The organism is Paraglaciecola sp. G1-13 (assembly GCF_055809255.1).
In genome coordinates this window covers 484,751-505,435 of the sequence record NZ_CM147903.1, presented here as the reverse complement: position 1 = coordinate 505,435, position 20,685 = coordinate 484,751, and the positions used below count along the sequence as shown (strand labels likewise).

General features: G+C 41.2%; 10 protein-coding genes and 1 pseudogene. 2 read left to right on the top strand and 9 right to left on the bottom strand.

Features of this window, described 5'->3' with window-relative positions:
• Positions 1-290 precede the first annotated feature (290 nt).
• Entirely contained in the window at positions 291-3,911 is a 3,621-nt protein-coding gene (locus AC0L6N_RS02070; RefSeq protein ID WP_473478445.1) for a TonB-dependent receptor, read from the top strand.
• A 919-nt stretch (positions 3,912-4,830) separates the two neighbouring features.
• Here AC0L6N_RS02070 and AC0L6N_RS02065 read toward each other — a convergent pair.
• Positions 4,831-6,678, bottom strand: coding sequence for an alpha-1,3-galactosidase-related protein (locus AC0L6N_RS02065; protein ID WP_473478443.1), 1,848 nt, complete (start codon positions 6,676-6,678; stop codon positions 4,831-4,833).
• 378 nt (positions 6,679-7,056) lie between these two features.
• Here AC0L6N_RS02065 and AC0L6N_RS02060 point away from each other — a divergent pair, with 378 nt between their 5' ends.
• A complete protein-coding gene (locus tag AC0L6N_RS02060; RefSeq protein WP_473478441.1) occupies positions 7,057-9,888 on the top strand; it encodes a hypothetical protein in 2,832 nt (943 codons plus the stop codon).
• A gap of 110 nt (positions 9,889-9,998) precedes the next feature.
• Here the strand turns inward: AC0L6N_RS02060 and AC0L6N_RS02055 are convergent, their stop codons facing one another.
• From AC0L6N_RS02055 to AC0L6N_RS02020, 8 genes and pseudogenes are all read right to left on the bottom strand, one after another.
• Complete coding sequence (locus AC0L6N_RS02055) at positions 9,999-11,033, bottom strand: LacI family DNA-binding transcriptional regulator (RefSeq protein ID WP_473478439.1); 1,035 nt, start codon at positions 11,031-11,033, stop codon at positions 9,999-10,001.
• A 145-nt stretch (positions 11,034-11,178) separates the two neighbouring features.
• On the bottom strand, positions 11,179-12,525 hold the full coding sequence (locus tag AC0L6N_RS02050; protein ID WP_473478437.1) for an MFS transporter: 1,347 nt from the start codon (positions 12,523-12,525) through the stop codon (positions 11,179-11,181).
• A 485-nt stretch (positions 12,526-13,010) separates the two neighbouring features.
• Positions 13,011-14,969, bottom strand: a complete 1,959-nt coding sequence (locus AC0L6N_RS02045; RefSeq protein WP_473478434.1) for a sulfatase-like hydrolase/transferase — start codon at positions 14,967-14,969, stop codon at positions 13,011-13,013.
• 9 nt (positions 14,970-14,978) lie between these two features.
• Complete coding sequence (locus AC0L6N_RS02040; RefSeq protein WP_473478432.1) at positions 14,979-16,778, bottom strand: alpha-1,3-galactosidase-related protein; 1,800 nt, start codon at positions 16,776-16,778, stop codon at positions 14,979-14,981.
• Between the two features lie 489 nt (positions 16,779-17,267).
• Positions 17,268-18,671: a sulfatase gene (locus AC0L6N_RS02035; protein ID WP_473478429.1), complete on the bottom strand. Its 1,404-nt coding sequence runs from the start codon at positions 18,669-18,671 to the stop codon at positions 17,268-17,270.
• A gap of 516 nt (positions 18,672-19,187) precedes the next feature.
• Positions 19,188-19,535 (bottom strand): annotated as a pseudogene (locus tag AC0L6N_RS02030) (DUF6538 domain-containing protein); the annotation flags it as partial.
• A gap of 343 nt (positions 19,536-19,878) precedes the next feature.
• On the bottom strand, positions 19,879-20,214 hold the full coding sequence (locus AC0L6N_RS02025; RefSeq protein ID WP_473478427.1) for a hypothetical protein: 336 nt from the start codon (positions 20,212-20,214) through the stop codon (positions 19,879-19,881).
• Positions 20,215-20,386: 172 nt separating this feature from the next.
• Complete coding sequence (locus AC0L6N_RS02020) at positions 20,387-20,566, bottom strand: peptidase dimerization domain-containing protein (RefSeq protein ID WP_473481223.1); 180 nt, start codon at positions 20,564-20,566, stop codon at positions 20,387-20,389.
• Positions 20,567-20,685 lie beyond the last annotated feature (119 nt).

Below are 20,685 nucleotides of genomic sequence, written 5' to 3'. Positions count from 1 at the left end.
AATTTATAAATAATATTGATTATTTTGTCTGTTAGTTCACCTTGAAAATAAAATAAAATTATAATTACCGTTAAAAATCAATAATTTATACCAAAAAATAAATTTAAAACCTTTAATCCCTCTTATGTAAAATGATTGTAAACAAAAAGTATTGGCTTTATCTAAAGAAATAAACTAGCATTATTTAGGACAACGCGGTCCCAATTAAACAAATTTTAGTTAACATGCATGAAAAGTTACTCTCTATGTGTGCTAACCACATAGTTATGCATAAGAGCCGGAGAAGCCCAATGACACACAATTTGAAATTAAATGTCATCTCAGCTGCCGTTATTGCCTCGCTATCCTTAGCGGTCGCATACCCAAGAGCAGCCATTGCCCAAGATGATCAACAGCAAAACAGTCAGCCCGCACAGAAAAGTAACGGCGATTCAACTGACGAAGATATTGAAGTAATAGAGGTGGGCGGGTTTCGCTCCAGCTTAACGAAATCAATAAATTCCAAACGTTTCTCAAACGGAGTTGTTGATTCGATACACGCTGAGGACGTTGGCAAGTCTACTGATCAAAACATTGCAGATGCTCTCTCTAGAGTTACCGGGGTGACAGTTCAAGAAACAGATGGGGAAGGCACCAAAATTTCTGTCCGTGGCGCAGGCTCCGCATTGAACCAAATTTCAATAAACGGTGTGGCTGTGACAAGTGGTTTAAGCGGTGATGGTGCTAACGCCACTTCCGATCAAAGTGTTGATTTAAGCTCTTTTTCATCAGATATTTTGTCGTCAATTGATGTACAAAAAACATCTGCAGCAGACCAAGACGAAGGTTCTCTTGGGGCAAATATCGTCTTGCGAACAGTTCGGCCTCTGAATTTAAAGAAACCGAGAAAAACAATTGAAGTACAAGGACGCTACAACGACTATTCTGGCGACTTCAATAGAAAGCTGTCTGCGAGCTTCGCTGACAAGTATGTTGATGATACTTTAGGTGTTATTTTCACTATCTCTGATGAAACTCAGAGTACACGAGTCGATGAGCTTTCGCTTGATTGGGATTCTCAAGTTTATACTGCTCCAGCAGGGCGTGCGAGAGACTCAGTCACCGGTGAAATAATAACCGAAGACGTCCAATTTATTACACCGGGCAGCGGAGAATATAGTCTGTCTACGAACCAAAGAGATAGGTTGACTGCCACCGCGGGGATTCAATATATTCCGTTCGACGGCACGGAATTACAGCTGGACTTAAATTATTCAAAACAAGATATAGACATCGATAATCAGCGATATAACCTGCAGTTAGGTCTAACCGATCCAAATTTAGATACTGATCCCCAGGAAGATTGGTGGATTGTAAATCAACAAACAAACACATTGGAAAAGCGCTTAATGCGTCGTTCCAGAGCTCGTCTTTTTAGACAAATCGATGGTCAAGAAGTCGAAAACAACATCGCTTCATTGAATATTAAACAAATCATTACCGACAACTTTAGCGCTGACTTTACCTTGGGTTACTCGAGAACAACCAGCGATGCTAAACCCAATGCGACGATACTACTGACACCAGCAGCCAACACTAACAGTGTACCACTAGTATCCAATTCTCCAAACGTACCAAGCTTGGAACCTTCAGGCCTTGACTGCTCTTCTGGCTCTTGCCATTTGGTTGTGGGAACAGGGTTCGCAATCGGCCCGCCAGGAGCAATAGATCCCAATGATATATTAGCACCGAGTCTCTCCAATCCATTAGACACAGATCTATTTACGGTTCAAAATATTAACCAAGACATAGAGTCAAATTCGGATACCAACAAATCTGCATTCTTAGATTTTGACTGGGAAGTAGACTACTTGGGCGTTACTCGCGTAGAGTTTGGTGGAAAATACACCAATCGAGTAAAAGATGTTTCTTCACTGCGTAACATCATTACTGATGGTCAAGTTATTCTCGATGAGAATGGCGATTCATTTAGCGTTAATGGATTATCAAGCGTTACATTAGCAGATGTGTTGACCACGAAAAGTTTCCCAGTTGATGATTTTATGGAAAGTATCATTAGTGACAGAGCACCATTTCTCTCAGGTTGGGGTGATATCGATCCGTTCAAAGCACTAGAAATAGTCAACCCCAGCAATGGCAGCGAAGGGAAAGATATTCGCTCTCGTCAAGACCCATCTGGTTCAAGAAAAATTGAACAAGAAGTCAATGCATTTTACACCAAGGTAAATTTTGAATATTTCGACGGCTTTATCACAGGTAACCTAGGCATGCGTTACGTTAAAACAAAAACAGATGCCGAAGCTTACAGCGAATTTAGATACCTAGGAAATAGCAACTTTTATGATGTTTACGATTTAGTCTATAACCGACAATTAGCCAATACTGATTTGCCTGAATGTGGCTTTAATAATTCTGATAATGCCCCCGCCTACCCCAATGGTGATCAAAATCAAACCCCCACCAACTTGCCCGCTTCCGGCACGTGCCATGACCCCTTATTGATTTATAACTATCACAGATCCGACTTAGTTGATGGCCAAGTGCCGCCAGAACTGCAAACACCAGAAAATCAAATTTTACAAGTGCAATACGATGAGCAAGGTCAGGTTGTGGCCATCTTGGCCAACGGTTCTAACCCGAACGGTAGAAACGGTCGCTTCCCTTTTGGGAGCAGTGCGATAAAGGCTTGGGCTGATCGCTCAACAGGAATTAACAATATCGTTAATGGAGAAGAACTAGGCTCTGTCGCCGCCCAACGAAGTGTCCTAAATCATGATTCAGCAAGTAATAGTTTATGGTTGCCCAGCTTAAATTTAAATTTCAAGTTTGACGATGACCTTATTGGTAGATTCGCTATATCTAAAACGATGGCTCGTCCTAATTTTGACGACACTCGCCCCAGCGGACGTATAGTAGAAAGTCAATTCAATGCTTTTGGTTCAGGGAATATTAATAATGTTGGGTTGAAGCCTCTCGAGTCGAAGAACTTAGATGTTTCTTTGGAATGGTACTTTAATCCTACGGGCTTATTGTCTGTCGCTCTGTTCCGTAAAGATATGACCAACTTTACCGAAAGCATTGCTGAGACTTATCTATGGGCTGACTTAAGAACTAATTATGACCTCGATGGGGTGGAAAGTCTGGACGACGTGCTTATTGTTCCAGAACCTGTTATTGATCCATCGACTGGTGAGCAGGCCAAAGATGAATTTACAGGCTTACCTATGTGGACCCAGACCGTGGGCAACACACCTGAAGGGGGTATGCAGTGTATGCCTGATAGAGTGGTGCATGTTGGCTTACCTAGTGCTCTAACATTCAATTGTCACACACTGATATTAGATGTAAAAAGAAATGGTAAGGGGGCTGTAACGCAAGGCCTTGAGTTTAACTATACGCAAAGTTATGACTTCTTACCTGGTATGTTGTCCGGTTTAGGTGCGAGTCTCAATTACACGTTTGCAGACTCAAAATCAGATGAAGAGATATCTTCCACTACAGGTATTGTGGTTAGTCCGCTTCCTCAACCCTACACCCCGAGACATTCTGCGAACGCCACGATCTTTTGGGAAAAGGATGACATCATGATGCGCCTCGCTGCGCGTTATACCTCGGTACAACTAATCAATCGGAATACCGCGTCAGGCTTTGGAGCCTCTTGGTTAGAGGCGACTACTCGATTAGATTTTAGTTCTAGTTACTCTTTCAATGAAAACATCCAGTTTACCTTTCAAGCCCTAAACCTTACTGATGTTACGAATCGTAGTTTCTTAACCAGTACTGCTTTTGAAATCAATGGTGAACGCTTAGATGAAGGAAATGCCATGATTGACACCGTGACCACTAGCCGACTCTTATCTGAATATAAAACCGGCCGCCAATTCAGGTTTGGTATTCGCGGTACATTCTAAATCATCAATGATTAAGACGTGCCCAGGCAATCTGTAATTTTCCTGGGCGCCCGTATCGGCCCCATTAATATTTATTTAATGATTTTACAATAACAATTGAAACTGAATAAAACAGGTCCTGTAATACCGTGCTACTAAAATGTACCACTCTGCTTTTTGTGTGGTTCGGTATTGAGCGAAGTGAAAGAGGATAACCTTCTTTCACTTCGCTTTTTTATGTCAGCAAATTTTCACTTTAGGTACAAAATACGCGTTCTCTAACAACAACATTACTAATCGAATATGATGGCTCTACAACATGATTGCACTTAGCTTATTGCCGCCTAGAAATTGAATTATTCCCTGAGTACCGCAGATACATTTAGTCGTACATGCAAATTTAATCGCTCAGGTAGCACTGTGTAATTGCTCATAATATAGACAGCTTTCAACTAAGCCAGCCAACAAAAATAGACTTGATATGCAACGTAATAGAACGAGTCTTTAATGCTACGCGGTTAAGCTGTATAACGTCATTGCAAGTATGTAGTCCCCTTGCGTGTTGGCTTTGTTCTGTTGCACTACATTAAGCCCAAGGCATCTGCACGCAGGGGTTAATATTCGTTTTTATAGCAGAGACGTCCAGCGCACAAATAGAGCCCTGGATGTATCTCTAGAGGGTAATGGAACGTTGGGAAAATAGAACGGCTCAATAATTTAGCAACTAAATTTTGTTTACAGCGGAATATAACTATCGTGGAAATTTAACGGTTCAAAGTGTTCAAGTAACGCTTAATTGCATTGGTTAGCAATCAGTACAAACACACTGGCTTGAAGTGCCCTGATCAGAAGACGATTAACACGTGTTGATATGGGGCGACATCATCTGATTAACGTGCTCCCATACAATTTAAAGTTCGTACACCAAGGGTCATCAGCCCTAATCAAAGCCAAAAAACTGATTATCTTCGATAACGACATCTTCACTGAATCGCGTTCTAAAAAACTCAGGCGTTTTTAATGTCCTAGCAGGGAAGAAGTCTGATTTATTTATCTTATTATTCTTAAACGTGACATGACTGACAGAAAACAAATCTAACAGTAATCCTTTGTCGTAAACATGGAATATATTGTCCTCTATCACGATATTTTTGTTGTAACGTGACACCTCCTGGAATTCTTTATCAATTCCTGCGGCAACTGCGATTATAGCCTTTCCCCAAACACTAAAATGACTATTATCAAATGTGTTACCTCGAATAGTGACATCCCTTACCCCCCCCTGTTCGAACCAATTTATTGCATCGCCCTCAAACAATATTGCGGCACCAGGTACATGAAAATAATTGTCCTCAACCACGGTTTTTCCGCGACTATTTAACAACATCCCCCTAGCTCGGTTGCGTCTTATGATGTTGCCTTTGATTAATACATTGGCGTAGTCTCTTACTTCTGCGATTGAGTCGCCCACCATCATTTTAGGGTCAATTGGATCACCAAAGGTCACTTCATAAATTTCTGTATTGAGTTTTTTGACCTTAGTGACGGTATTGGTTCCATAGGTGATCAAACTCTTGCTTTGCACCAACTCCATGGTATCTCCGGCATCAATGAAATCGAATCCCCATTGTTGCGGGTGCTGTATTTTGATAAGCGCGGTATTAGGAGATTTGAGTTCAAGAAACATGGCATAAATGCCGTGGATATTCGTTGCATCATCTTGCTGATTTTCAAACAAGTTGTTAATGAGTTTAATATTCCCTTGGCAATTATTAAAATGCGTTGCATCCGCTGTTGCACTGATTATTCGTCCTTTCGACGGGGTTACCTTACTATTTTGAATAGTAACGTTGCGACACCGCTGGCCTAAAACACCCATTCCACCTGCATGAAATATCGTCACATTATCCAATAAAATATCATCGCTATCAGAGATAACAATGGCAGGATATTTTCGGTATTTTGCTGAAAAGGTCATAATGTTACCCACCGTTCCTTGCAGCTCGGAGTGGTAAATACGTATGTTATTTTTGCCCCCAAGCTGCTGTGCCCGTAACCAAGATCCGGTTTGTATATCAGACGCCATATAGGCGGTTGCTCGTGTATTTACATCGTACTCTAGTAGTCGCTTAAAGCGATAATCATAAGCATGAAGGGCATCTTTTCGACGCTCCAACTTCTCATTTATGGGATAGTATGACGGATATTCTCTTAGCCCCTTAAACTCTAAAATACCAGCACTATTAATACTGTATGGGAAGGCGTCAGGAATATGTATGTCCATAAAGCCATTTCCCACAGCGAGTATAATTCCTTCACTGTGAAATGCTCTGTTGAAGTCAATACTGAGATTTTTAATTGATATATTATTGGCGTCTTGAAGAATGAATGGGTTGATACCACCGTGCATCGTAAATGCAGAGCCTTGGCCATCAATAGTCAGGTTGCTGATATTCTTCAAATAGATTGCAATACGTTTAAGTCCCTGATCATTGTTACTAATAAACGCATAGTCTTCAGTCGCGAGCCCAGGATAAAAGTGATATTCACCAGTGGCGAAAGTAACTTTCGTAATATTGTGGTCTTTTATATACGTTAAAAGCGCTGCAACTTTGGCAGTATTGTCATGGCGCCCAGGTTTCACACCAAAGGTAGCTGCATTTAGCTCGTTATCAAGTAGCAAGGTTTCTGCATTTGCTTCAAATACGATGAGACAGGACGACAAAAAGCAATAGAAATATGCCGTTATAAAGGCAGTATTGGCAATGGAACTCAGACTCTTTTTCATACCGTTTTTTCTCTTCTAAATAAATCCAAGCGCATAATTTTATTGCTGTAACTTGGCATAGACATGGACTCGCTTACCTGCCATGTAAATAATATGTTGCGTTTTAACATTACGTGCATTTAAAATCAATTAAATGGCTACGATATCCTCAATGAAAATTTCATTTAACAATATGTGTTATGAACTACACAATGAGAAAATATTACAATTAAAATATTTAAAATCAGTTAGTTAATTAAATTAAAATGAGTAAATACAAGTAAGAAATTTACATGTAATTAAACGTAAAGAAATGCAAAGTCGATTAATATTGCAGCGGAAAACTTGAAAAAACACAAAACAAGGGATAACGTTTTACTAAATTTTTAACGGCACATTATGATGATTAAAAGCAATACCTACAGATTGATTTTTAACCGATTTTTTATTTTCTTCTTGGGCCTGTTCTCAATGTCGAGCTTAGCGTTAGACCGAGCAATAGTGAGCTTTGATACTGGCTACACAATCACTAACGTACGCTCTGTGGTAAATGAAAAAGAGCCACTAGTATTCGCTTCTACCTATGAAGGTACCCTGCTCGTCGTAACGCAAAGTGGTGAGATCAAATGGAAAAATACACTTTCAGGCTTCATGAATCATGATATTTGGGCGCAAGATATTAATAATGACGGCGCAAGCGAATATTTCGCTGCAAATGCCGACGGTGCAGTGTATGCGCTCGATCATCAAGGGCATATAATGTGGCGTTTCGCCCCTACTGAAGCGCCTATGAACGCAGTAACTGTCATTACGGATGGAAAGGCTCCTGTGGTGGTTGCTGGGGGCTACGACAACAGCTTTTATTATATCGATGTGAAAGGACATCTGATTTCTGAAGTTAAATCGGCAGATTATTCCATCAGCAAACCAAAATATAAACACACCAGCTCATTTGACGAAGAGGGCGCCCGAGAGCCGAAGCCTGAAAGACACGCAATCAACTTCCTAAGGCCTATTAACAGCAGCGATGGAACTCAATCGCTTGTTGTTCAAACCGCCATCAATTCGATGCAAACCTCTGGCAGTCTATATTTATTCGATTATCTCGCCGAAAAACCAAGCTACGGCCAAGACATTAGTGCCACGAACACACCGATAGGTGATTTAAAAGTAGTCGACATCGATAATGACGGTAATGACGACATATTGATGGGCAGTACAAAAATAAAGCAAAATGGTTTAACCATTTTTCAACCTAGCAACCAGAAACAGTACATTTTCACCCTCGAAAAAATCAGTAAAAAGCTTAAAGAGTTTGGTTATCGTGTGGCACAACCTGAAGTTGTTGACTATCAAGGTAAAAAAAGTTTCTTTCTTTTGTATGGCAACAGGCTTGCGATATTTCCTGTGGATAGCACAATCCATGACGTGACAATATTTACCAGCCACTACTCATTCAATGACATGTGGCGAATAGAAAATACCAATAAAATCATTCTGGCCAGCGTGCAATCTGGCGGTAGTGAAATCCATGTTATCGATTTAGACAATAATCAATGGAGTGAGGCATTTGAAGCGCTTGAGCCTAGTGGCAAAATGCAAACCGTTAATCAAAACGTACAAACGCTAAAAGAACAGGTAAGCGCATACCTACCATATTATCAGAATAAGCCTGTTTACCTTATGTCTGACAACCGCAAGGCTTCCCCTGATGTCATCGAACATATTCGCGAACATTATCGGAGCCCCGTATTCTTGAACTACGGAAACTTAGGTTCCGAAAACTATGATCGCAGCATCATAAAAAATACAGCCTATAGACTCAAAAAGGACAAGAGACAAAAGTACAATTTATCTCAGAAAGAGATCTTAGCAAAAGCCAAAAAGCTATTTGAAGACCGGGATGGCGTGTCTTTTTGGGGGGGGCATGGCAACGATCCTCACTTTCGAAGTTTAGATACTCACAAGAAGACTTTAGATTTAGCCAACGGCGCAAAAACAGTGATGATCTTCCCTGAAATTGCACATTACAATCGCGATTTCGTCGAAATGCTGGACGACTTTTTCTATCCTCTCGCAGAGTATACCCAGCAAAAAAATGGAATAATTTTCCTCAGAAACAAACATACTTTTTGGCAGTCTCAAGTATATCGTGCTGGCTGGTCCCGCTTACTGTCAGGAGAGTTTGCTGATGTATTTGTTCCCGCAATGGAAGAAACAACAGACAAATCGATGGAACTGAGTTTGTCAGCGCGCATGGGCTTATGGGCATCGGGCTCTGTTAATGCATGGGGTACGCGTTTTTCACGAGACAACACCAGTTTTGACCGTTTGCGTCAACGCTCGCACCAAATGGTGCCCAACCATGCTCTTCGCCAATTTGTTTACCATCTCGCGAGTGGAGCTACCTATATTAATAACTTTGCTTATGACTCACAGTACATGGAAGTACTCTGGGAAATGATTGCAAAGGGCATCATTTATGTGCCCAGTATAAGTGATATTGTCAGCTTTTCCCCAGTGCACCTCAGTATGTTACCTCCTGACGGGCATTACACAGATGAAGGAAACAATGTTAAATGGCTCAATATGTTCGATGCCAAAGTAGAGGAAGAAAACAAATCTGTATTTAGTCGACTTAATGGAACTTGGCCGGGGGCACCCGTTACCAATTACGATTTTTCCCGTTATGCTGCGGGGGTGAAAGACAGAAGATTGAACTTTTTACCGCCATACAGCGATGGCCTAGTCTTAATGACTCCGCCACAAGAAGGGCCTCACGCGGACAAAGAAGTAAATCGCCCCCCATTGAAAGCTAGTCTTAATCCTTTGTATGCAGATATTTTGCAAGAGTTTTATACCGATGGACGAAATTACTACTCAAAAGATGGCAAACACGTTTTTGCAGCCGACCAGTATTACACCGTCATAGAGCAAGCAATTAAGCAGGCCGCAAACGCATTACCGATAAGGGTAACAGGGGCAGTGGCTAGCGTAACGGCACAAATGAGCCCGGAAAAACTGAGATTAACCCTTATCGATAGCGGCTATATTAATCCGTCAGACAGATCCGTTACGCTTCATTTCAATGACAAGTTACAGATAGACTCGGTGGTGGACGTACTCACTGGCGAGAAAATAAAGGTAGGGTACAAAAAAACTACGCTCGTTGTTCCTGCCGGCTTGTTTAGGTTTATTGACATTAATCTGAAACCAAAGAAAGGTGAATAAGTTCAGTAACACGTTAACGTGATCACTCTCGGCCCTAGGCTAAATCATTTTTTAGCCTAGAACGGATGGATGGATTCATCTAACCCTGACTAGCATTGCCTATATACATTTTATACGTTGACCATATCCAAAACTGAATCTCGTTCTACGAGTGTTGGCATGAAAAGGTGTGTTCTGTTGCCTACGGCCTCTTTTTGGGTGGTCAGCTGTACTGACAGCTCAGTAGCATAAAATGCCATATCATGAACAGGATAGAGCATGGTCGTTAAGTTAGGTCGACATATTTGAGCGAGCAGAGAGTCGTCAAACCCAATAATGGATACATCTTCAGGTATTTTGTAGCCTAAATCCTGCAATGCATTACTTGCGCCGATTGCCATTACATCGTTGTAGGCAATAAGCGCGGTGAATTCGACTCCTGCTTTCACTAACGCTTCAGCGGCTTTATATCCGTTCGCTAAACTGGGGCGCACCGTCATAATATTTTCAGCCGGTATATTTATATTTGCGCGAGCCATTGCTTTTTGAATGCCGAACAACCTATCCTCAGCATCCTGGTTATCTCTATCACATGCGATGACAGCAAATTTAGTATGACCTTTTTTCAATAGATGCTCTGCGGACATTCTGCCACCTGCAACATTATCTAACCAAACACATCGCTCCGCGAGAGAGTCGACCTGACGATTGATGATGACCAAACCATCGATATTTGCAGCTAGATTTTCTAACGTTTCTTCAGAGGATAATTTGCTATGTAAAATTATGTTTGAGCAACCGTGCTCTCTAAGCGAATTTATTGCTTCAATTTCAGTATCAACGTCACCCAATGAGTTGCTCATCATGACTTTATAATTAGCAGCTTTTGCAGCAGCAGCTACGCCTGATGCAATACTTCCAAAAAATGGACTAGCAAAATTTGGTGTCACAATACCGACCATTTCGGCCTTTTGGCTAACAAGCGCACGGGCGTTGACGTTAGGATAGTAGCCCATTTCAACAATAACACTCTGCACATGAGCTCGGCACTTTTTACCTACTTTTCCCGCTCCGCGTACAACCCTAGAAACGGTTGAAGGTGAAACCCCAGCAACCTTAGCTACGTCTTTAATCGTCACCATTTTATCTGTGTACCCAATGTTCATATTTCATATCTTTGCGACTATTTTGCTAGTATTTTTTATCTAAGTTAACCAATGATATAGTATATCACCACACCAAAAATAAACTGTTAAAATACTGCACGTTAGCGTTTTATTGCATGCATATTTATTACAAGCACCTCAAACATTAAAGTTTGCGTAGCCTGCTGTTAAATAACAAGAAAAGAATCAATAACGCAATAAACGCGGTACCAAAACTTAATGTTATCCTCATCATGTAAAGCGTATCGTCGCTTTGCATAGAGCCTAGGTTGGCGTCAAAATCGATGGCATTCAAAATGATACCCAAAGCGAGTAGCGCCATCGCTTTGCTGATGTAATTCACCCAAGAGTGCATAGAGATAAAAATTCCTTTGATATCGTAGTGACACTGCTTTTCATGTTTTGCGCAAAGATCTGCAATTAATGAAGGGATTATTAGCGCATTACCCGTCCAAACGAAGTTCGAAAACACTGCGTCTAAAACAATCCACCAGCCAATCGATGGAACAAATAAAAACCACTTCACTAAGCCACTCATGGCAGCTATCAAAAAAATGAGTTTCAGTGCATTTAGCTTTCCCATTTTACGCGTCATATATAATACTACCGGTATATATAAGATACCGAGAAACGCATACGCGCTCGATAGCGCGCCCTTTAAAACCGCTCCTTGGGCTATGTCTCCTTCGCTAACGAAATACACCAACAAGTAGTAGTCCATCGACACTGAGCAACCTATTCCCAAGACGATAAGCGTAACAAGCAGCATCAAATAGAGGAAATCAGGATTACGCGAAACCGTTTTAATCTTGGTGACAAGGCTTACTTCTGTTACGACTTGGGTCACCGGTTTTTCCTTGAGGAAAAAAACGGGTATTACGCCCATCGTCACAATCAGCAATAATCCAATTGCCCAGCCAACGATTTTAACACCAGCAAAGATTGAACCAAATATCGCCAGTTGCGTCAGCGGAAAAGCCCACTGATAAGTCATACCACAGACTCGGCTAAATATATTAGTAACCGCAAAAATACGCGTTCTCTGATAACTACTATCACTCGCCTCGAAGGCCATGCATTTCAGGGGGATACTATAAAAAGAGCCTGCAATATGAAAGAGTAACGAAAAGCCACCTAGATACAAGAATTTGTGATTATCACTCCACTCTAACGGCACACTCCAGAGCACACCATACAGGCAGCCACTCGCAATTGCTGCACAAAACAAAAAGGGCTTTCGTCGACCAAATCTTGAGTTAAATCCGTCCGATAAATGTCCTATCCAAGGTTTTAATGTCGTCGCAATAACCATAGGGATCACCGAACATAAACTCAGCAAAAATGGGTCAAGGCCCAGTGTCATCTGATAAAACGGAATAGCAAAAAGCAAAAAGCCTTGATTGCTATAGAACATGGAGACATGTCCAAAACCCAGTGCAAGCAATGTTTTATTTTTTACAGTGCCAGGCTCTGCAGATTCGGCAGTCGACATTTTTGATGCTCTAACGTTGGTAATAGATTGATTGCTCACGGATTTAATTAACAGTCTGCAAAGTAAGCAACCAGTGTAATGCAATTATTAACGTTTTATCCACGGCTAATTCATCATCCGACAGGCTGAGTTTGCTAGCGCCAACGCCAGATATAGACTTAAGCACACGCTACACAAACGGATAAGGAAAGGTGATTATAAACCGAGAGATAAAGCTAAAATCTGATTTAATAAGTCACTCCATGTTTATAATCTAAATAGCCAGTTGCCGATGGTCAAATTAGCTATGCCACGACATTCAATCGAACAAACAAGGTCGAGAGCATCAAGGCAGATTAACCTGACTATCACTTGGGCATTTCAGGGCGAAACGACCTTAATTGTTTTTGTGAACGTATTTTAGAAGTAACATGATGCGAAACTTTCTTCAGCAAGAGGCGGTTTACATTAATCAAAAATGTAACCGAATCAAATGCTTAAAAATACTAATTTTCAGTACTAATGTACTTCCATCTAGCGGTTAACCAAGTGTCCATCATGCGGTAGCCAAGCGCTCTAACAGACAATGTTTTACGTCTTTCTGGCATGAGTGTTTCAGGGAAAATCCATCCTCCCGACTCATGAAAATAAGTCGCTATATTTAGCAACTCTAGTAACGCAATATCACTTGGCGCCTCTGCAAACATTTTACCCAGCGTGACAACGGGGTCAATTTTGCCCACAATTCCTAGAAACTCTGCCGCTCTGCCTCTAACCAAGAGATTATCGTCATATTCTAGCAACTTACTGGCAGATTGAATAAATACATCCGCTTCGTGACCAAATGAACTCAGCACGATTAAGGCCCAATAGCGTTTCCACGGGTTTGTCGATTTCAACAATGCTGCAAGCTGCTTTTCGACCACATCAAACGACTGCAACTGTAGATTAGCAATATCAATCAATTCTGTAATTTCACCCTTGTGTTGTTGTCCAAAAGCAACTGGGTTATTCGTCGCATTCTCGAGTAAATAAGCTTCAGGATAAAAACTTAAGTCAGGCATGGATTTAAGTTGCTTATTTAGCATTGCCCGCAGTTTAACAAGCTCGTCGTGATACTGAGGGTCATCGGCTAAGTTGTGTAATTCATCTGGGTCTGATGCGATATCATAAAGACGTTCTGGCGATTTAGCGCGGAAAAATGCCGATTGAGTATTTGCTAGCTTACCGTTGCGATACAACTCTTTCCATTCACGATAAGCGGCTTGCCTATATCGATACTCGGCGAACATGCCATCAGGATAATAAGGCTGGTAACTACGAATGTATTTGAAGTTTCCTTTTCTAATCGCGCGAAGTAGATCGTATTTTTCATCAAAACGATCAGCATATGAAAAGCTATAATCTCGGGTTGCCAATGATTTTTTACTGACGTCATTTCCTAGAAAAGCACGTCCGTCATGTTGGGGGGATGGTTTAATACCGGCCAATTTTAATAATGTAGGCGCAAAGTCGATAAAGTTTACAAAACCGTCAAGTCTTGTGTTTTGTGCATCTTGCATGTCGTCAGCGAGTAAATATTTGAAATGTTCAGGAATACGAACCACTAAAGGCACATGTAAGCCCCTTTCAAATAGATAGCCTTTACTCGCCGGCATGACACCTCCATGGTCCCCAAAATAAAAGATAAACGTATCTTCTAATAGGCCCTCGTCCGCTAACTTATTAACCAGCTGGCCGAGTTTATTATCGATGATAACGTGGTTATCTAAATATCGCTCTAAGGTGTACCTAAATAAAGCCGTGTCAGGATAAATTGGAAATCTATCCATATTTTTGATGCTGTGGTCATTCGTGTGAGTTGTTAGGTCCTCAATAGGAAAATGCAGCGTATGCTCATGGGTATCTTTCCAGGTCTGCATATGAAAAAACGGCTGATCGGCTTTACGACCGTTCCAAGAAGAAGTTTTACTGGTATCGTTCCACACGGTTGTTTTAGTTTTTTCGGTAAAATTAAAATCGTTTTTAGCATTATTAGAGGTGTAATAACCCGCCTCTTGCATCAGCTGGCCAATAGATTTTACGTCATCGGGCAGCGTAGCAAGTTTATAGGGTCGATGAAATTCTGTGCCAATACGAGGCCCATAAGCACCGGTCGCTAGAGTCGTTCTGGCCGTAGAACACACGGGGGCATTTGAAAAAGCGCTATTGAAGATAAGTCCCTTGGCCGCTAATTTTTCAACATTGGGCATACTGACGCCAAAGCCATCAGGATTATCAGGGTTATACAGTTTTAGGAATTCAGCAGAGTTATCCTCAGAGACAATCCACACAAAATTCGGACGTTTTTGATTAGAAGTTTTAGGGCTGCTGTATGCCATGTTAACACCTAAAAGCAAGAATCCAGCGAACAAAGCCAAGGTGTTAGTGAGTGATTTCTTAAATGTATTAAATTGACTATTCACAAAATAACCTTATTTTATCGATTTGTCGTTTTGCAATGTTTTAGCTGACATTGAGTCTACTTTAACAGCTGTTTTATAGTCGCCCTGATAGCGATTATTCTTGAGCGTAACGTTCCGGCTATGCATAAATTCGAAAACTGGCGCATTTGGATACAACTGCTCTTTATCGATATTTTTATCAATAATGTTGTTTTCGATCAGCAACCCATCAACCCTGTCAGCCCAAACAATTCGTCCCCCATGAGTGTCTATTTTGTTATCCACAAAACGTATGTTTCGATCATAGAGTTGCTTTTGATTAAAGCTTTTACCCAATTTAGGGGTAACATATAGCACTGCTTGTTCACCACCAAAGTAAGAATTGTATTCAAAATGGTTATTACGAATTAACACATCACCGACAGCCCCGGCTTCAAACCACACAAACGTTTCACCACGAAATAGGATTGATGCCATCATGGAAGAAAAGTAGTTATCTTCGATCACCGTTTTCAATGGCGTTTTTATAACGACATTTCTCGCCCGATGATTTTTAATACTGGTGCCTCGCATGGTGAAAGTCGGATACCATGTTTTGTTTTCTATCATATCCCCTGGCTTCAAATCCTTGGGTAACACATTCGAGAAAGTGAGCTCAGAGTAAGTTTGGTTAATAACATTTACGTTAGTAACAGTATTGACTTGCTGACGGTCGGTATTTGGTTGTTGAATAAACCACACCTCATCTCCCCTATCAGCAAATTCGTAACCTAATTGCTCCCTGTGTCCAAACTTAAATCTAACCGTTTTATCGCTAATAACTTTGTCAACAATGACGTAAGTACCACGAAGATTGGTGCCATCATCAAGCATATTTTCAAAACGGCTATCTTCTATCAACACATGACCTTTACAATTGGCAAAATGTGTAGCATCGGCAATAGTCGATATCACGCGGTCACTGCCATCGCTCAAATACACACCCGCTTTATGTAAGGTTATATTTTCAGTGCGCTCAAATAAAAATCCCATTCCTAATGCGTGATGAACCACTACATTGTTTAATTCAACATTTTTTGAGTTTTTCACATGAAACGCAGGTGCATACCTGTGTAGGTCGCGATCCCCTTTCGAACTAACTAGACTGCCAACGGGTGGAAAGGCTTTTAATTTCTCATGTATACGTAGCAAGCCATTATCTAATTTCTCTACCTTATTAGGTCGACTCTTTGCATCCTTGATACCAGGATAAACACGCTTAGTATCTGGCTCCCAAGCCAATGAACTACCCAGTTCAGAAAACGAGAAACCATCTACGTTAGGAAAGGTTATTTGTCCATTTTTAATCGCCCACTGATGACTGCCGTTGATTGGCTTCACATCACGCCAAGCCTCTTTTTCATTTACAGCTACAATTTTAGCTAAAAATGTAAAAGGAATATCCCAGTCAATAGACACGTTTTTTATCGTGACATTCTGGCTATGATAAATCTGAAAAGGCGCTACCCGACCATGAAATATGAAGTCGGAACCGTTGCCGTCAATTTCTACAGATTTAAAGTCATCTAAGGGAAATACGACTTTCTTTAAGCCATTACCATGATTGGTAATTGTACTAAAACGCTCAGTGGCAAAGTCCGGCAGAAATCGATACTCGCCTTTCTCGAACACAATCTTAATATTTTTATCGTCTGTGGCGTTAAGCGCTTTTAATAGAACAGGGGTCATATCGCTCGCAGAGGGGGATAATCGTATCTCAGTGGTTGCTTGAGCATTCGCCGTGAACGCTATTACCAGACAACCTACAATCAATGCCATCGTCTTCTTCATATTACCTGCCTACCGTAAAAGTGATTAAATTTACATTCGTTGTTTAGTAAATTGATAGCGCACATGGTGCCATTAATTTCAAAACAGGGACTACGTTATCCCTAATACTAACTAAAATATTTTAAATAAGCACTAAAACAACAAAATAAACACCTCAGACTCACACTTGCTTTACATCTATACCGATTAACAAGAACGAGAGGAATACGTCCTCTGATATCAACCCGCGACAAATAACATTTTAGCGAACATAGCCTAATGTAGGCTCGCCCAGTCGCTAAATGGAAGGTAGAAACATAGAGTGTGTAATCGTAGAGGAGCTAGTTTTTTATATTTTCCTAGCTTGAAATGAGAATAGACGATGTGCTGATACTGTGGCTTACATTAGTGATTATGCTTCCATGCAAAAGCAGCAAAACACATTAATGCTCGCTGCCATGTCCTGGCAATCTTCAACTCAGAGCATATTATCAGTTGTACTAGAACAGATTACTTGACGCCAGAATACTGCTCTACTCCCATCTCTTGTTCCCACAGTTGAAGTTTCTGTTTTAAACGAGCAACTTTTTCAGGGTGCTTGTCAGCTAAATCCGTAGCCTCACTAACATCATCGGGAATGTTATAAAGTTTGAGCGTCCCACTACGATAGACGATCAATTTCCACTCTTTTTCACGCACTGACGCATATAAATCCTGATACGCACGATATCCATAGATGGCATCCCCACGCGTTAATTCAGTGTTATTTTTAATGGTACTCACAAGTGATACACCGTCCAAATCTTCAAAGTTGCCAGGCTCTAAGCCTGCGAATTCAACGATGGTGGGGAAAAGATCCGTCGATTGAACAATACTGTTATTCACAACTCCTTCTTTAATGACACCCGGCCAACTAACGATAAAGGGGACTCTCGCTCCCCCTTCATAAAGGGTATCAATACGTTTTGTCCCACGAAGTGGGGAGTTATCAAATAAGCCACCTTGATCCGACAGCAACATGATGATGGTTTCTTTTTCTAATCCCTTAGCACTAAGTGCTTGACGTACCTTGCCAACTGATTCATCGATAGCACTGATCATTGAAGCATATTGAGCATCCTCTTCAGACATGCCTTTTAACTTGAAATGAGCGACTAAATCTTTACGACCAACAACAGGGGAATGTATTCCGTAATACCAGAGCGACAACATGAATGGTTGTTCTTTATCATAATCACCAATGAAATCGACTGCTTCGCGAGTAAGTCTATCAGTCAAATACTCATCTTTTCCGTCTGCTAGCGTACTAGAAAATTTGAAATAAGGAGGATAATAACTTGATGGGTGACCGAAGTTGGAAGTACCAATTTGCTGATCAAAACCTTGATCAATAGGGTGATATCCTTCGTGGCCTAAATGCCACTTACCAACAAATGCGCTATAATAACCAGCCTGCTTTAATGCCTCTGCATAGGTGATATATTTTGTGTCAAGCCAGTTGGTACTTGGCATTTTAGCCGGATCTTTTTCCCACAAATGTGTTTTTTGCTTAGTACGTCCATATTTATCAAAACCATATTGAGGCTTTTGCGGAATATGCCTCACCATCTTTAGCCTAGCTGGATGCAATCCAGTGAGGAGCGTCGCACGACTAGGGCTGCAAGTCGGCGTTGCAATATGCATGCTATCGAACTCCATACCTTTAGCCGCTAGTTGAGTGATATTAGGTGTTTCGTATTTTGGCGTTCTACTTTCGGTTGCCATCCACCCCATATCATCAACGAACAACATAACAATGTTTGGTTTTTTTACATCTTGCGCTTCAACAACTTGATCGGCATAACAAAATGATAAAATTGAACTGGCAATATACAAAACGGCAATACATGGAAGCTTTCTATTGTCTGAAATCATACTCTATCCTTAATTTACACTCTTTGGATCCTCAACTACCGACGGTTCAGAAAGCGTTCTTCATTCGCTTTCAACCAATAGCCACTCACTTAGCAAGTAAAAACTAGGTAGTCGTCAAAGTAAAAATGTCGGAGTAACATGTCTTCCCTCATCGGATCAATAAAAGCTATTGAAACGCGTTTAAATTGGACTTTTAATTAACTTTCATTCGGAAAGTTGCTAGCGACCTAAAAAAAAGGATAACGATGTCCCTACAGCTTGTAAATAAAAAGTTTTATTTGTGGATTTTCCTAGGTTTCCTTAACTACTGTTGGTTCAATATAAAAACCACCTTTCATCGTTAATACGCTTAAAGGCCTATTAGAGTTATTTGTATTGAGTCACTTAATAGTATTGCGAATGACCCCTGAAGCAATTATTAGCGTTAGAACAGACATGGCAATGCCTGCCATTACAAGGCGCCTTTAAAATAGGGGCTTATTGGATTTCAAGACTTTTGAACATTAGCATTTCAGATCAAACGAAACAGTTGGGATAGATATCCCCATCTCTAAAGTCTCTACCATTAGGGTTCCAATGAAGGTTTTCATTTTCCTTATTGTGGTACACAAGGAAGTCTTCATAGTTATCTAAAGCTTCAATCTTGTCTCTTGTATGAACATACCAACGGTTAGCTATGATCTGACAGTCTCTTAGACTTAGCTCGTTGCAGTTATCACCTTTGAGTTGCAGGTCTGCTAGTCGTATTTGGCTATCAGCATCTGCAAGTAAGGGGATGATTAGACTTTTGGCTTCAGTTAAATCTTTAGTATTAAGTGATTGCTTAAATACAGCTTTCCCAATGATAGGGACTAGACGTTTTGGTACGCCTTTTCTGAGCTAATAAATGCCGGATTTTGGATGTTTGAAAGGAGAACTCATTATACTCATTTGTACCAACCTTTTGTACCAGTTGGCACGCAAGGTCAATCCGCTAAACCCTAGAAACAACAAGGCCCTGCGTTATGCAAGGCCTTGATGGTATATGGCGGAGAGAGAGGGAATCCCCGCCATACCGCTAGAGGCCACAGAACTCGTACTGTTGAGTTCGCATAAAGTAAATGTGACAGAGTTTTGTGGCAGAGTAAAGTGGATAATTAAACTGAATTTAAAAGCGCACACACCATCAAACTCTGAGTAATTGTCATACCAGTACTTCATAATGAATCTATCGGCTCAATCGATAAATCAAGATCGCTGCTCTTTTGACTGCTGCTGGTAACGACGATAAATCCAAGCGCTCGCTAGATGAGTGACTACCGTCGCCATAACCTCCTAAGCCTGCCAACGAGTCCGTGTAAGGCGCAACAAACGAGATGTCGGATGCACCTCGGCGTAACGGGTCCAGCACCGACATTGCCTCATAACCCAAAGATTGATTGATCTCTGAGGGCATGCTGTGAAGGTAGAAGTTACTCTCTGTTGACGCCATCGCAGGGTCGCCCGAATCAAACGTCAATGTTGCCTTGATTTGTGGTAAGTGCTGCTCGACAATTGCTTGCATGGCGAGTGTTACTCGCTCGGTCTGGTCTACCGAAAGTGTGCGAATCCCCCTTAACCACAACTGTGTTGGGGATCACATTTGGCTTGCCAAAAATAACGCTGTTCGGATCATCACAACGAGTATCTATTTTAGTTCCACCAGCTATGGTACCGGCGTTGAACGTCAAGTACTGCTAGCCCCGCACTGTTTCATAGAAACCATGCAGAATTCTAGCCGCCTCAAAGATGGCACCGGCACCAAACTCTTTGTTAAATATCAGCGAAGAATGGCCTTGCTTGCCGGTAACCTCTAGGCACCATCCGTTATAGCCTCGCCTTGAGACGGTCGCCCACTCTCCTTGGGAATCCCTGATACCAGCCTCGAACTCCAGCGCAACTGCCTCTTCTTTGAATTCCTTTGGGTACTGCTTATAACTACGTTTCTACGTCATGTTCACGCCTTAATATTTGACGGTTAATTGTCTCTTGTTAA

Excerpts from the sequence above, each read along its gene's own strand:
- AC0L6N_RS02035 (WP_473478429.1), bottom strand. The coding sequence starts at position 18,671 with ATGATTTCAGACAATAGAAAGCTTCCATGTATTGCCGTTTTGTATATT.
- AC0L6N_RS02060 (WP_473478441.1), top strand. The coding sequence starts at position 7,057 with ATGATGATTAAAAGCAATACCTACAGATTGATTTTTAACCGATTTTTT.
- AC0L6N_RS02055 (WP_473478439.1), bottom strand. The coding sequence starts at position 11,033 with ATGAACATTGGGTACACAGATAAAATGGTGACGATTAAAGACGTAGCT.
- AC0L6N_RS02040 (WP_473478432.1), bottom strand. The coding sequence starts at position 16,778 with ATGAAGAAGACGATGGCATTGATTGTAGGTTGTCTGGTAATAGCGTTC.
- AC0L6N_RS02025 (WP_473478427.1), bottom strand. The coding sequence starts at position 20,214 with ATGCAAGCAATTGTCGAGCAGCACTTACCACAAATCAAGGCAACATTG.
- AC0L6N_RS02070 (WP_473478445.1), top strand. The coding sequence starts at position 291 with ATGACACACAATTTGAAATTAAATGTCATCTCAGCTGCCGTTATTGCC.
- AC0L6N_RS02065 (WP_473478443.1), bottom strand. The coding sequence starts at position 6,678 with ATGAAAAAGAGTCTGAGTTCCATTGCCAATACTGCCTTTATAACGGCA.
- AC0L6N_RS02050 (WP_473478437.1), bottom strand. The coding sequence starts at position 12,525 with ATGTCGACTGCCGAATCTGCAGAGCCTGGCACTGTAAAAAATAAAACA.